General features: G+C 40.9%; 13 protein-coding genes. 1 reads left to right on the top strand and 12 read right to left on the bottom strand.

All coding sequences use genetic code 11. From position 1 onward, the window contains the following. Positions 1 to 3 precede the first annotated feature (3 nt). Genes aguA through QMQ21_RS00680 form a run of 5 tightly spaced genes read right to left on the bottom strand, consistent with a single transcriptional unit; the run spans position 4 to position 5,790 of the window. The gene (gene aguA, locus QMQ21_RS00700) at positions 4 to 1,089 is read right to left on the bottom strand and encodes an agmatine deiminase (RefSeq protein WP_261813727.1); all 1,086 of its coding nucleotides are present in this window, start codon (positions 1,087 to 1,089) and stop codon (positions 4 to 6) included. After that, positions 1,086 to 2,213 (bottom strand): carboxynorspermidine decarboxylase, encoded by a 1,128-nt coding sequence (gene nspC / locus QMQ21_RS00695; RefSeq protein WP_261813726.1) that lies wholly within the window; start codon positions 2,211 to 2,213, stop codon positions 1,086 to 1,088. The genes aguA and nspC overlap by 4 nt, the downstream gene beginning before the upstream one ends. Beyond that, entirely contained in the window at positions 2,213 to 3,472 is a 1,260-nt protein-coding gene (locus tag QMQ21_RS00690) for a saccharopine dehydrogenase family protein (RefSeq protein WP_000088767.1), read from the bottom strand. Before QMQ21_RS00690 ends, nspC begins: the two co-directional genes overlap by 1 nt. Next, positions 3,469 to 4,329, bottom strand: a complete 861-nt coding sequence (speE, locus tag QMQ21_RS00685; RefSeq protein ID WP_000366729.1) for a polyamine aminopropyltransferase — start codon at positions 4,327 to 4,329, stop codon at positions 3,469 to 3,471. Before speE ends, QMQ21_RS00690 begins: the two co-directional genes overlap by 4 nt. Beyond that, positions 4,330 to 5,790 carry an aminotransferase class I/II-fold pyridoxal phosphate-dependent enzyme gene (locus QMQ21_RS00680; protein WP_261813725.1) on the bottom strand — a complete coding sequence of 487 codons (1,461 nt, stop codon included), beginning with the start codon at positions 5,788 to 5,790 and terminating at the stop codon, positions 4,330 to 4,332. Between the two features lie 706 nt (positions 5,791 to 6,496). On the opposite strand from QMQ21_RS00680, the gene QMQ21_RS00675 reads away from it, so the two are divergent. Continuing rightward, a complete protein-coding gene (locus QMQ21_RS00675) occupies positions 6,497 to 7,192 on the top strand; it encodes a VIT1/CCC1 transporter family protein (protein ID WP_261813724.1) in 696 nt (231 codons plus the stop codon). Here QMQ21_RS00675 and QMQ21_RS00670 read toward each other — a convergent pair. The 7 genes from QMQ21_RS00670 to QMQ21_RS00640 all read right to left on the bottom strand — a co-directional run bounded on the left by QMQ21_RS00670 (position 7,189) and on the right by QMQ21_RS00640 (position 14,260). Continuing rightward, the gene (locus QMQ21_RS00670; protein WP_261813723.1) at positions 7,189 to 7,335 is read right to left on the bottom strand and encodes a hypothetical protein; all 147 of its coding nucleotides are present in this window, start codon (positions 7,333 to 7,335) and stop codon (positions 7,189 to 7,191) included. The genes QMQ21_RS00675 and QMQ21_RS00670 overlap by 4 nt on opposite strands. A gap of 50 nt (positions 7,336 to 7,385) precedes the next feature. Beyond that, entirely contained in the window at positions 7,386 to 9,374 is a 1,989-nt protein-coding gene (locus QMQ21_RS00665) for an ABC transporter permease (protein WP_261813722.1), read from the bottom strand. 1 nt (position 9,375) lies between these two features. Continuing rightward, positions 9,376 to 10,134 (bottom strand): ABC transporter ATP-binding protein, encoded by a 759-nt coding sequence (locus QMQ21_RS00660; protein ID WP_261813721.1) that lies wholly within the window; start codon positions 10,132 to 10,134, stop codon positions 9,376 to 9,378. A gap of 372 nt (positions 10,135 to 10,506) precedes the next feature. Further along, complete coding sequence (locus QMQ21_RS00655) at positions 10,507 to 10,779, bottom strand: PspC domain-containing protein (RefSeq protein WP_001085044.1); 273 nt, start codon at positions 10,777 to 10,779, stop codon at positions 10,507 to 10,509. A 58-nt stretch (positions 10,780 to 10,837) separates the two neighbouring features. After that, entirely contained in the window at positions 10,838 to 11,287 is a 450-nt protein-coding gene (locus tag QMQ21_RS00650; protein WP_261813720.1) for a SprT family protein, read from the bottom strand. Next, the gene (locus QMQ21_RS00645; protein WP_261813719.1) at positions 11,274 to 13,403 is read right to left on the bottom strand and encodes a Tex family protein; all 2,130 of its coding nucleotides are present in this window, start codon (positions 13,401 to 13,403) and stop codon (positions 11,274 to 11,276) included. The genes QMQ21_RS00650 and QMQ21_RS00645 overlap by 14 nt, the downstream gene beginning before the upstream one ends. Before the next feature lie 476 nt (positions 13,404 to 13,879). Next, the gene (locus QMQ21_RS00640; protein WP_345774397.1) at positions 13,880 to 14,260 is read right to left on the bottom strand and encodes a PBECR3 domain-containing polyvalent protein; all 381 of its coding nucleotides are present in this window, start codon (positions 14,258 to 14,260) and stop codon (positions 13,880 to 13,882) included. Positions 14,261 to 14,385: the final 125 nt, after the last annotated feature.

Below are 14,385 nucleotides of genomic sequence, written 5' to 3'. Positions count from 1 at the left end.
CTCCTATTCTGGGATTTGTTGGGTGATACAGTGGATATTGCCACCACCTAAGAGAATATCTCTGGCTGGAATTCCGACAACTTTACGGTCTGGGAAACACTTACTGAGAATATCTAAGGCTACTTGGTCATTGACATCTTGAAACTGGGGAACAAGGACAGCCTTATTGGCGATATAAAAGTTTACGTAGGAAGCTGCTAGTCGTTCACCTGCGTATCGCTCTTCTTCTCCTTCTTCATAGATGTAGCCTGGCAAATCCTCTTCTGTCACAACTTGATGAAGGGCTGGAATTGGAAGTTTATGAATGGTGAAGTGACGACCTTTTGCATCTGTTTCTTGCTCTAAAAGTTCGAGATCTGCTTTTGACATGGCATACTGAGGATCACTTTCGTCTTCTGTCCAAGCCAAAACAAGCTCAGCAGGACCAACAAAGGCTGCAACATTGTCAACGTGTTCATTGGTTTCGTCCTGATAAATACCATAAGGAAGCCAGATAACTTTTTCAGCTCCAAGACACTCTAATAAGGTATTCTCGATTTCCTCTTTGGTCAGGTTAGGATTGCGACCAGGACTAAGCAAGCAACTTTCAGTTACGAGAATGGTTCCTTGTCCATCGCTATGGATCGCTCCGCCTTCTAGGACAAAAGGTTTGGCATCGTAAACAGGCATTTCCAAAACCTTAGCAAAACGACTGGCTACTTGGTCATCATCTTCATAATCTTGATAAAGACCATCTACAGCTCCACCCCAAGCATTGAAAGACCAATCCACGGCTAATTTCTGACCTTCATCATTGACAAGAATAGTCGGACCTGTATCACGCGCCCAGGCATCATTGGTGGGAATGTCTAAATAAATAACGCTATCTCCAAGGTAGTCTTGGGCTTCAACTAAGTAGTCTTGGTCCACCAAAAGATAGACTCTTTCTCCTTCTGCTATGGTCTTAATAATCTGGCTGAAAGCTCTTTTGGCAGCCTTTCCTTGAAAGGGCCATGAACCTGGTCGAGTCGGCCATATCATGAGGGTACCATGATGGGGTTCGTACTCTGCTGGCATGCGATAGCCTAATTTTTTGGGACTGTCCATCATGATAATCTCCCTTTAAAATCTTGATAGCCAAAGGCTTTGACTAAGCTGCAGTCTCCCTGTTCGTCCATGAGGTAGAGACTGGGCAATCCAATACCATTAAAGGTATTATTTTTAACAAATGAGTAAATAGCCATATCTTCAAAATAAAGTCTATCACCGATTTGGACTGGATTTTCAAAGCTATAATCACCAATCACATCGCCCGTCAGACAGGTATTAGAAGAAAGTCTGTAAGTATGGGCTTTTTCCTGTGCCTCAAAGCCATTTCTCAAAGGTGGACGATAGGGCATCTCAAGTACATCAGGCATATGGCAGGTCGCAGAGGCATCTAAAACCAAGATTTCCATACCGTTTTCGACAATATCCAATACTTCAGTTGCTAGATAACCAGCATTGAGCGCAATAGCTTCACCCGGCTCGATATAGACCTCAAGATTGTAAGTTTCTCGGATACGCTTGATTTCAGAAATCAGCAAATCCACATCGTAATCTTCTCTTGTGATGTGGTGTCCGCCACCCATATTGAGCCATTTCACCTCATGTAAGTAGGGACCAAACTGTTCTTCTACTGCTTTCAAAGTTGTTTGTAAATCATCTGCTCCCTGCTCGCAAAGGGTATGAAAATGAAGACCGTCTACCAATTCCAGCAAATCACTAGGAATCTTGTCTAGAGTAACTCCGAAACGGGATCCAGGGGCGCAAGGATCATAGAGAGCGTGATCTCCTTGAGTTGAACACTGAGGGTTGAGGCGCAAACCCACGCTTACACCAGCATCCCGACAATGGGTCCCATGTTTACGCAACTGTCTCTCTGAGTTAAAGACGATATGGTCCGTTATCTCCAGCAATTCCTCCATGTCCTCATCCTTGAAAGCTGGTGCAAAAACATGGACTTCACCAGGAAATTCTTCCCTTGCCAATTTGGCTTCATAAAGACCACTGGCAGTAGTACCAGATAGATAGCGACTAATCAAGGGATAAGTTTTGGAGAGGGAATATGCCTTCTGGGCCAGCAAAACCTTGCAACCAGCTTCTTCTTGTACATATTGTAAAATACGACAGTTGCCTTCTAACTTGGCCAAGTCAATGACATAGGCTGGCGTTGGTACTTGTTCTAGCTTCATTAGTCCACCATTTGTGGATTTTCAACCACAACCCAAGGTAAACCATACTCATTCAATGCTTCCATAAATGGATCTGGATCCAACTCTTCAAGGTTGTACACTCCAGGTTGTTTCCAAGTACCGTTCATAACCAATTTTGTTCCAATCATAGCCGGAACTCCTGTTGTGTAAGAAATAGCTTGTGAACCAACTTCTGCGTAACATTCCTGATGGTCGCAAACATTGTAGATGTAGATGGTCTTTTCAACGCCATCTTTGACACCTGTAAAGATACATCCAATATTGGTTTTACCAACAGTGCGTGGACCAAGGCTTGCAGGATCTGGAAGTAAGGCTTTTAAGAATTGAATCGGAACGATGTCTTGTCCATTAAAGTTAATGGCATCCGTACGAAGGAGACCGACATTTTCCAAACATTTCATGTGCGTCAAGTATGATTGACCAAAAGTCATAAAGAAACGAATGCGTTTGACTCCAGGAATGTTTTTGGCCAATGATTCAATTTCTTCATGGTGAAGGAGATACATATCTTTTTGTCCAACTTGAGGGAAATCATACTCACGTTTGATAGACATAGCTTCGACTTCGACCCATTTCCCATCTTCCCAGTAAGAACCTGGCGCAGAAACCTCGCGTAGATTGATTTCTGGGTTAAAGTTGGTTGCAAATGGATAACCGTGGTCACCACCATTACAGTCTAAAATATCGATATAATGGATTTCGTCAAAGTAGTGTTTGAGAGCATAAGCTGAGAAAACACTGGTCACACCTGGGTCAAATCCAGAGCCAAGCAGAGCAGTCAAGCCTGCCTCTTTGAATTTCTCCTGATAAGCCCATTGCCATGAGTAGTCAAAGTAGGCTGTAAAACCAAGTTCCTTACAACGTTTCTCATAGATGGCACGCCATTCAGGGTCTTCTGTGTCTTCTGCTTCGTAGTTGGCTGTATCGATATAGTGAACACCTGTTGCCAAACAAGCATCCATAATGGTCAAGTCTTGGTATGGTAGAGCTACGTTCAAAACTGCTTCTGGCTTGTAGCTTTCAATCAGGGCAATCACTTCTTCTACCTTGTCAGCATCAAGAGCAGCTGTCTCAATCTTTGTACTTGTTTTGCCTTCCAGTTTAGCTTTCAAGTCATCACATTTTGACTTAGTACGGCTAGCAATCATAATTTCTGTAAAGGTTTCGCTATCTTGACAAATCTTTGAAATAGCAACTTGGGCAACTCCCCCACATCCAATAACTAATAAACGACTCATTTTTTTCCTTCCTCTTCTTCTAAAATGTCCTCAACATACTTGGGTAACATAAAGGCTCCCACGTGTAAGTTTGCAGTGTAGTATTCTGTGAAAAGCTGGCGTTTTTTCCAGCCTTCCTTGTCAAAATCTTTGACAGGGTGGTATTTTTTCGATGCAAACCCAAACAACCAATAGCCAGCTGGGCTAGTTGGGATATGGGCCTGATAGACCCGACTGATTGGAAAGGCTTGATTGACCTTGCGGTGCATGCTTCGACAAGCTGACTCATCTTCGTCAAAGAAAGGACTCCCATGCTGGTAAATCATAATGCCATCTTCTTTCAAGGCTCTGTAACTGTTACCGTAAAATTCCTTGGTAAAGAGCCCTTCCGTATGTCCAAATGGATCAGTGGCATCGTTGATGATAATATCGTAATCATCTTCACAGTTTCGCAAAAAGCGTAGCCCATTTTGGTAGTAAATGGTAACACGAGGATCATCTAGCCCTGAAGCAAAATCTGGGAAATACTCACGACAAACCTCAACTAGCATCTCATCTGGCTCCACAATATCGATTTGCTCCAGTTCAGGATAAAGTGTTAATACTTGGGCAACACCACCGTCACCACCCCCAATAACCAAGACTTTCTTGGGATTTGGGTGGACAGCCATGGGAACATGAACGGTCATTTCATTGTAGACAAAATCATCCGCATCTGAGAATAAAACATGCCCGTTTAAAATCAAAATCTTTCCAAAAGCTGGTGTATCCAAGACTTCGATATCCTGCCATTCACTTTTACCAGCGTAGAGTTGCTTGGCTGTTCTCAGGGACAATTTCACATCTGGAGTATGAACTTCAGAAAACCATAAATCCATCTAGTTCTCCTTTCTCTTAATGACGTTGATGTGATTGACCTCAGGATTTTCCGTCCCTTGGAGGGAACAACCACGTTCCTTGGCAAATTGGATATAGTTTACAATTTCACGTGTAATGCGTTCACCAGGAGCCAAGATAGGAATCCCAGGAGGATAGCACATGACAAATTCTCCACAGACTTGTCCAACAGATTCGTCTAAAGACAAGCTTCTTCTCTCTGAATAGAAGGCTTCCTGAGGAGATAACACCAACTCGGGCTGGATATATTCTCCAGCTATCAAGTCCTTCCCATCTCGTGAGTATAGTCTCTTGATATCAGCCAAAGCACCGACCAAGCGCTCAATGTCTTGGATACGGTCACCAATCGAAATATAGGCCAAGATATTGCCGATATCACCAAACTCAATCTGAATGTCGTACTCATCGCGCAGGAGGTCGTAAACCTCAATACCTGTTAAGCCAATACCCTGAGTGTAAACTGACAACTTTGTCACGTCAAAATCACAGACCGACACACCATCTATTAACTCTTTTGAATAGGCATAGTAGCCACCTATGGCATTGATTTCACGACGAGCATACTCGGATAGCTCAATGACCTTCTCAAACGACTCTTTACCACGGAGGGCCAAGTTGCGACGTGAAATATCCAAACTAGCCATCAATAAGTAAGAGGCGGATGTTGACTGGGTCAGGTTGATTATCTGACGAACGTACTCAGGATTCATCTGCTCCCCGATTAAAAGAAGCGAACTTTGTGTCAAACTTCCACCAGACTTATGCATGGAAACTGCTGCCATATCAGCCCCTGCATCCATAGCAGAAATTGGAAGTTTATCTGTAAAATGCAAATGCGCTCCGTGGGCTTCATCTACTAAAACCATCATGCCAGCTTCATGAGCCATTTCTGTCAACCCCTTTAGGTCTGAACAGATTCCGTAGTAAGTAGGATTGTTAATCAAAATGGCCTTGGCATCTGGATGGTCCTTTATGGCCTGTGCTACTCGGTCATTTTCAAGACCTAAAGCGATACCAATCTTAGGATCTACACTCATCTCGATATAGATGGGAATGGCACCACATAGAACCAGCGCATTAATAGCAGATTTATGGACATTTCGTGGAAGAATAATCTTATCTCCTGCCTTGCAGGTTGACAGAATCATAGTCTGCACAGATGAGGTTGTTCCTCCAATCATGAGAAAAGCGTGGCTAGCTCCAAAAGCATCTGCAGCCAGCTCCTCTGCATCCCGAATAATCGAAATGGGGTGACCAAGATTATCCAAGGGTTTCATCGAATTGACATCAATTCCAACACATTTTTCTCCTAATAGTTCGACAAGTTCTGGATTCCCTCGTCCGCGTTTGTGACCTGGAACATCAAAGGGAACAATCCTTTTCTTGCGTAACTTTACCAAGGCCTCATAAATTGGGGCTTGGTTTTGATCTAACTCTTTCAAGACATACTCCTTTCCATATTTTTAGGACCTTATGAAAACTAAGGAACTAAAGGTTGACTCATGAAAAAAGAGCAGGTTTTCACCTGCTCTGCAATCTTCTGACGTTTTTATGTTTGTTTCTGTTGAGTATGTCTGTTCCAGATGTTTCCAAACTCTCTAGTAGCAAATATTACGTACTTTATTGATCGTTTCACAAGATGACGTGTGCTTTCACCACACTAAAAATTTATGAATTAGGACAAGTGTCCTAACATCAACTTATAAAAGTAGGCTTTTAACCCTATCAATAATGTGGTTTTTCAACCACGCTTCGGCATTCAACCCTGCCTGTCCGTAGGCATTTTTTTCTCGGGTTTATATTTGCTAGAAAACATCATCTCATTTTCTAAGCTTTATTACTATATCATGTTTCCAAGAACTTGTAAAGCGTTTTACGAAAAAAATATAAAAAAGTTCGCAAAATATTTGGATTTTATTTGATTTAATACTAATTATTTTCTTGTAAACGATTATAAAGTGAACAAAATGTTTCTCGTATTTAATTTAAAATTTTTATGCTATTCTATACTCTTTACCTTTGGTGTTTAATCTATCAGAGAAGATGTCGACATTTTATATTATTAAAATCGTGCAACTTTTTTCAGATACTTTTAAAAGATTGATTTCCCTATATTTTTCCTTTATACTGGATAAAAAGGAGAATAGTATGTCAGAAACAAATCACGAAATCGATTCAAATTTTGCAGGTCGTTTAAATATTCTACGTGCGGGTGTTCTTGGTGCTAACGATGGGATTATTTCCATTGCTGGTGTGGTTATCGGGGTTGCCAGTGCCACGACCAATATCTGGATTATCTTTTTATCAGGCTTTGCAGCTATCTTAGCTGGTGCCTTTTCAATGGCTGGTGGAGAATATGTATCCGTTTCAACTCAAAAAGATACCGAGGAAGCGGCCGTTGCGCGTGAGCAAGTCTTGCTAGACCAAGATATGGAACTAGCCAAAAAGTCCCTCTATGCTGCCTATATTCAAAATGGTGAGTGTGAAACATCAGCCCAACTTCTCACCAACAAAGCCTTTTTAAATAATCCGCTCAAGGCTCTGGTAGAGGAAAAATATGGGATTGAGTATGAAGAGTTTACCAATCCTTGGCATGCTGCTATCTCTAGCTTTATTTCTTTTTTCCTTGGTAGCTTACCACCAATGCTCTCAATTACCATTTTCCCAAGTGACTACCGCATCCCTGCTACTGTCCTGATTGTAGGTCTTTCTCTCTTGGTGACTGGCTATACTAGTGCCAAACTTGGAAAAGCACCAAGCAAAACTGCTATGATTCGGAACCTAGCTATTGGGCTCTTGACCATGGGAGTTACTTTCCTGCTCGGACAACTTTTCAGCATTTAATACTCTTCGAAAATCTCTTCAAACCACGTCAGCTTCGCCTTGCCGTATATATGTTTACTGACTTCGTCAGTTCTATCTGCAACCTCAAAGCAGTGCTTTGAGCAACCTGCGGCTAGCTTCCTAGTTTGCTCTTTGATTTTCATTGAGTATAAAATACAAGAAATACCTCGATTTTGAAGTCGAGGTATCTTTTTTACATTTGCACAATCTTGCGATAACTTCTTGAAGTAATCATAAAAATCAAGACATAGGCGATGAGGAAGATAGCGCAGATAGACAAGGTCACAATCAACATCATATTCGTATCTATTACACCAATCACTTTTAAAATCAGACTAAGCATATGGTAGGCAAAGGCTAGATGTATGAAGGCAAAAAGCAAAGGAAGGAAGAAAACAGTTAACACCTGTTTGTTAATGGTTTGCTTGATTTGCTTTTGATCTAAACCAACTTTTTGCAAGATAATAAAGCGTTCACGGTCTTCATAGCCTTCAGAAATTTGTTTGTAGTAGATGACCAGAACGGTTCCGACCATAAAGATAATGGATAGGAAAATACCAATAAAGAAGACACCGCCAAAGAGGACACTCATTTGAGCACTAGCATCTGCTAGATTATTACCATACACATAGCTACCTTCTGTGTTTAATTGAGCATTAAACTGGTTGAGGTAGTTTTCATATTCTTCAGCAACCTTGAGTTGTTCTTCTTCGCTGACATTTACATTCATACCACCGTAAAACTGATTATAGATATCTGAATCTGGGAATTGATCCAAAAAGGCTTGTAAATTAGGTACAACAAGATAATTGTAATCAGTAGTCAAAATATTAAACTGATTTGGGACATGGTTCACAATGAAATCTTTATTAAATTCTTCTTTTACAGAAAATTGATGATCATTTAGAGTTAGAGTTTTCTGTTCTTTTAGACCATCGTTCTTGGCGAAGAGTCCGACCTCATTTCCTGATAGAGAGAGTTTTTGACCAGTCATATTTTCATAATCTTTTTGGTCAAATACCATAAAAACTGTTTTGACTTGGACACGGTTTTGTCCTTTTTCAAAAATGGTTAACTTGCTACCTTCTTGGTTTGCAACACCAAAGTAAGCGTAACGAAGAACTTCTTTTTCTTTGATATTATAACCTTTGTCACTTGCAAACTGGCTCAAAAGTTTGTCCAGGTCTTCTTTTTCAACATTTCGTCCATTAATCCCAAAATCATGAGGATTCATCACTTTTTTAAAGCTTTCTGAGGCATTGAAAATACTAGTCGCTGCAGACATGGTTACCAAGACCATTGTTGACAAAATAGCGATAGTTGCTAGTCCAACCGCATTTTTCTTCATACGGAAAATCAGGTTGGAAACAGAGATAAGATTATTTGGTTGGTAATAGTATTTCTTGTTTTTCTTTAAGATTTGTAGGAAAACGGTAATTCCTGCATTGAACAAGAGATAGGTCCCAAAGATAACCAGTAAAACAGCTAGGAAGAAAGTTGTTAGGGCTGTAAGAGGATCTTTTACCGTAAGGGCAAGATAGTAGCCAATCCCTAAACTAATCGAACCAAGAATAGTTTGGAGAGGTAAGAAGCGACCTTTTTTCTCACCACTAGCTTTCTCACGAGAGAGTTGGAGAGCATTCATACGGGCGATTCGAAGGGCATTCAGGAACATGAGTCCTAGGAAAATCAAACCGAAGACAACAAGTACTGCAATGACAACATTCATTTGAAAGGTAGCGACCAGCTCAACCTTCAATTTCATCAGTTTGAGCAAGAAAGCGAAAATCAACTTGTCAAACAATGCTCCAATACCGATACCCGCTCCAACAGTTAGAATCCCAAATACCACTAACTCCTTAAAGGTCATACTGATTAGATGGCGCTTCTCCAAGCCCAACATGCCATAAATTCCCAGTTCCTTGGAACGGTTTTTCATAACAAAACTATTGGCATAGAGTACGATTATGGCTGACGCAAGGGTGACGACAAACATACCAAATCCAAGAGTAGCTTGAATGGTGGATCCTCCACGAATTTCCGCAATCTTAGGATTAAAGGTTAGAGAGTAAAAGAGATAGGTGACAGTGACTGCCAAGAGAACAGCCAGCGCAAAAGGATAGTAGAGCTTGCGGTTTTTAATCAAGTTCGATACCGCTAACTTATTGGTTAATCGAAACATACTAATTCACCTCGCTTGCCATGACAGTCAAGGTATCAGAGATTTCTTGGAACATCTGACGTTCTGTCTTCTCTCCACGATAGATTTGGTTGTAAAGAATGCCGTCTTTGATAAAGAGTACACGTTTAGCTCTGCTAGCTGCTGCTGTGGAGTGGGTTACCATGAGGATGGTTTGGCCGCGCTCATTGATTTCATCAAAAACATCAAGTAAGGCTGTAGATGACTTGGAATCAAGGGCTCCTGTTGGCTCATCCGCAAGGAGAATTTCAGGTTCTGTGATGATGGCGCGGGCTACTGCTACACGCTGTTTCTGCCCACCTGAAATCTCGTAAGGGTACTTCTCTTGCAATTGGTTGATGCCTAAATTCTCAGCTGTCACTACCAATTTCTTCATCATTTCCGTAATAGGTCTTCTTGACAAGACAAGTGGAAGCAAGATATTGTCCTTAACGGACAGGGTATCTAGCAAGTTAAAATCTTGGAAGACAAATCCTAGCTTTTCACGACGGAAGCTAGAGGCCTGTGAATTTTTAATGGTTGCTGTGTCTGTTCCATTCAGGTAAACCTGCCCACGACTTGGTTTGTCCAGCATAGCTAGGATATTGAGAAGAGTTGATTTACCAGAACCAGACTCACCCATGATGGCAACGTAGTCACCCTTTTCTACGGTAAAGTGAATATCCTTGAGGGCTTCTACTTGGTTGCCCTGAAAACGAGTTTTATAAATTTTTTGAACGTGTTTTACATCTAAAAGTGTCATGTGAATCTCCTTTCTTAATATCCCATCAAATGAAATGTTGCTTGCATCATAGCGCATCCCAGCTGAACGCGCTCGATATCTTTATGGCTTGGTTTTCTTGTTTTCTTCTGTAAGATTTGTTTCATGATGTTACTCCTTTATTCTTTATGAGTCTAGTTTACATCAAAAAAAGACCGCTTGCCATAACCTAACCTTACAAAAAAGACTTTAATCTTACATTTTTGTAAGATTGGGGGAAATGTAGCCATTTCATTAAAAATATTTTACTATAAAAAGAAAATAAGAAGAAAACCCTTGCAGATACAAGGGTTCAAAAATTTTAAAATAGATTAGTCGAATTCATAGACTAACAGTAAAATAACTGTTTCTACCTCACCAAAACCAGCCTTCATTATCGTCAATGGCTTGGGCTTCTTTGCGTTTACGTGGGCCTGTTCCGTACATTTCTGCTTCAATTTCTTCCTTGGTAGGCATGATAGAAGCTAGGATGATATAGATAATCACGCCAAGTCCAAAGTTTGCGACTGTAAAAATAGCAAATAGAAAACGAACAAGGGTAACATCAAAGTTCCACTTATCTGACAAACCTGCCAGAACTCCTGAAATCATGCGATTTCGTCTCATTTTATAAAATTTACTGTTCATGATACTTCCTCTTTCTGCTAGATTAGACATAGTATATCACGGGTAGGCTCGGCTTTCATCAGTCCTCAGGCTGATTTATTAGTAGCAATTTACCTCGACAAAGTCCACAGCGATAGCGTTTAGTATCAATCCTTCGTTTGCGCTGATAACTTTGCTGGCAGGATTGGCAACGATAGATTTTGATAGTCTTGGAGTTGTTATTGGGCAAGGATGGTACAAAGCGTAATCCATCCACCGCTTTCAACAGTTCCTTAAAATCTCGGTCCTTATGTTGATAGCCCTTTCCTTGAAAATAGAGATGATAATGACAGAGTTCATGTCGGACAATTTTTCTAAAAACATCCAACCCCAGTTCCTGATAAACCTTAGGATTAAAATCCAAATGCCCATCTTTTGGGAAAAATCGCCCACCTGTCGAACGTAGACGCCTATTCCACTGGACATGATGGATAAAAGGTCTGCCGAAGTCTTCTAGTGAAACCTGCTTGACGTAATCAGTCAGTTTCATTTGGAGCGAGGAGCGACAGATTGACTTTTTCACGTTCAGTATCGATTTTCTTGACCCAAACGGTCACCAAATCTCCGACTGACACCACTTGGCTTGGGTGTTTGATAAATTTGCGACTCATATGGGAAATATGAATCAGACCGTCCTCATGAATCCCAATGTCAACGAAGGCACCAAAGTCAACGACGTTACGCACAACACCTTCTAGCTTCTGGCCTACCACTAGGTCTTTGATATCTAGGACATCTTGGCGAAGCACAGGTGCGTCAAAGGAATCACGGAAATCTCGACCTGGTTTGAGAAGATCTGCAATGATATCTTTAAGAGTTTCTGGACCAAGGTCTAGCTCTTGCGCCATTTCCTTGACTGAAAGCGACTTGAGTTTGCCTTGAGCTTCTTCATTCAAGCCTGTAATGTCCAAACGTTTGAAAAGTTCCTTAACGGCAGCGTAATTTTCTGGGTGAACTCCTGTATTATCAAGGATATTGCTACTTTCTGGGATACGAAGGAAACCAGCTGCCTGTTCAAAGGCCTTGGCGCCCAGACGCGGAACCTTCTTAATTTGAGCTCGTGAAGTGATTTTTCCTTCTTCTTCACGATACTTGACAATATTTTCAGAGATGGTTTTGTTGAGTCCAGCTACATGGGAAAGAAGAGCTGGGCTGGCCGTATTGACATTGACACCGACTTGGTTCACCACGGTATCCACGACAAAGTCCAGACTCTCAGACAATTTCTTCTGGCTGACATCGTGCTGGTACTGACCGACACCAATTGACTTAGGATCGATTTTGACCAATTCAGCAAGGGGGTCCTGCAAACGACGGGCGATAGAGATGGCAGAACGCTTTTCAACGGTTAAGTCTGGGAACTCCTGACGAGCAAGTTCGCTGGCAGAATAGACCGAAGCACCACTTTCATTTACAATGACATAACTAACCTCAGGAAAATCTTTAAGAACTTCCGCCACAAAAGCTTCACTTTCACGACTGGCCGTTCCATTACCGATGGCAATAATTTCCACGCCGTATTGACCAATCAAATCTGCCAAATCTTTCTTGGCTTCTTCGATTTGACGAGCAGAGGCTGGTTTGACAGGATAAATAACCTGAGTTGTCAGCATTTTTCCTGTTGCATCTACGACAGCTAGCTTGGCACCTGTACGAAAGGCAGGGTCAAATCCTAGAACCACCCGCCCTTTCAGTGGAGCAACCAAGAGGAGATTGCGTAGGTTGTCCGAAAAGAGTTGGATAGCTCCTTCTTCTGCTTTCTCAGTCAATTCTGTCCGAATACGGCGCTCGATAGCAGGCAAAACTTTTTTCTTAACTGACTGTTGAACAACTTCATCAATATAGGCATTTTTTACCTTGAAACGAGTTGCAAAGAAGGCAAGAATACGGTCCGTTGCATGTTCAAAACCGACCTTCAAGACACCTAGCTTCTCCCCACGATTGAGGGCTAAAGTACGATAGCCTTGCATATTTCCAACTGTCTCTGAAAAATCATAATAAATCTGAAAAACCTGCTTTTCATCAAGACTTTCATCCTTGACTTGAGAAGTGAGTTTAGAGTGTCTCAGAACTTCCTGATAAGTCATGGAACGCAAGGCCACATCTTCCGATAAGGCTTCGACCAAGATATCAACTGCACCGGCCAAGGCTTCCTTACCAGTAGCAAATCCTTCACAGACGAACTTTTCTGCTTCCTTCTCTAAGTCAGTTACATTCTGCAAAATCAAGCGAGCAAGAGGAAAGAGTCCAGCTTCACGAGCAATGGTTGCCTTGGTCCGACGCTTTTCCTTGTATGGAAGATAGAGCTCTTCTACGTCTGCTAATTTTTCGGCAGCTAAGATAGCTTCTTCCAACTCCTTGGTCAACTTGCCTTGTTCTTGAATCTTAGCTAAGACGGCTTCCTTACGGTCGTTGAGATTTGTCAGACTTTTATCCAAGTCAATAATGGCCTTAATCGCCACCTCATCCAGACTACCAGTCATGTCCTTGCGGTAACGCGCGATAAAGGGAATAGTCGCCCCTTCAGCTGTCAAACTTAGAACAGTATCAATTTGCTTTAAAGTCACTCCCAAATCCTGGGAGATTTTTTCATATTTTTTATCCATGAATATATTATACCATAAGCTAAACGTTTCAAATTAGCTCTTACGATTTTAAAACATAAGTTGGGAAATAAATTTACTTCATTTCAATATTCTATTCATTGAGAAGGTTGCAATTTAATTCTAATAGTTTACAAAAGGACTAGTGATTAATTTCACTGTTTTTATTTTTGACAATAATGCGCCACTATTCTCCCTCTCTATTCTTCAAGAAAACTTTTTTTTGAAGAATAGGATTTAGACTTCTGTTTATAATCGTCCAAAATGCGTGTTTTTGAGAAATAAAAAAAACGCAAGCCTGAGCCTGCGGTGAGTGTAATCTTTTTTGAAATTTTTAAACAAAAAAGGAGCATTTAAGCTCCCTCCTTTGAAATAACGGACACTTGGCTGGTCGGTGTACCCAGCATCTCAGATACCTTTTCAAGGTGTGGCAGGAACCTTTCTGCCCTCAAATGTCTTTCGTTAATATTATTCTAGCACTATCTACTTTCTTTGTCAAGTTTTCTCAATCTACCTGACTTAATACGACTTTGTAACTTGTAATCTTGTAAACGATACATGGTCGGAACATAAAAGAAATCTCCACTTTTATGTAACTTGATGGCAACAAGAACATTATCATCAAATCTTTTAACATATTCAAAACTAGCATCTTTCTCTCGTGGATTGATCCCAACGAAATCTGGATTACTTAGTATAAGTTCCAGGTCTTCGATATGATGAATCACATCATTATGATGCCGTTTCAACATATGGCTTCTTAAACCTTCTTTATTAACTTTAATATCACTAGCTTCAAGAACAATATTAAAAATTTCTTTTACTTCGTCAGTTACCTGACCGATCTTTTTATGTTCCATCATTTCCTCCGTTATTTCACAATTATTATATCACAATCATAGTGTATATTAGGCTATATCACGCTCTATTATTCGTTAGATACTCGATTTTAACTTTTCCCTTTTCCTTAAAATAATAGTATAAT

The sequence above is a fragment of the Streptococcus bouchesdurhonensis genome (assembly GCF_948472335.1).
Note: the sequence above shows the minus strand (reverse complement) of the source record. Positions and strands in the feature narration are given on the sequence as shown.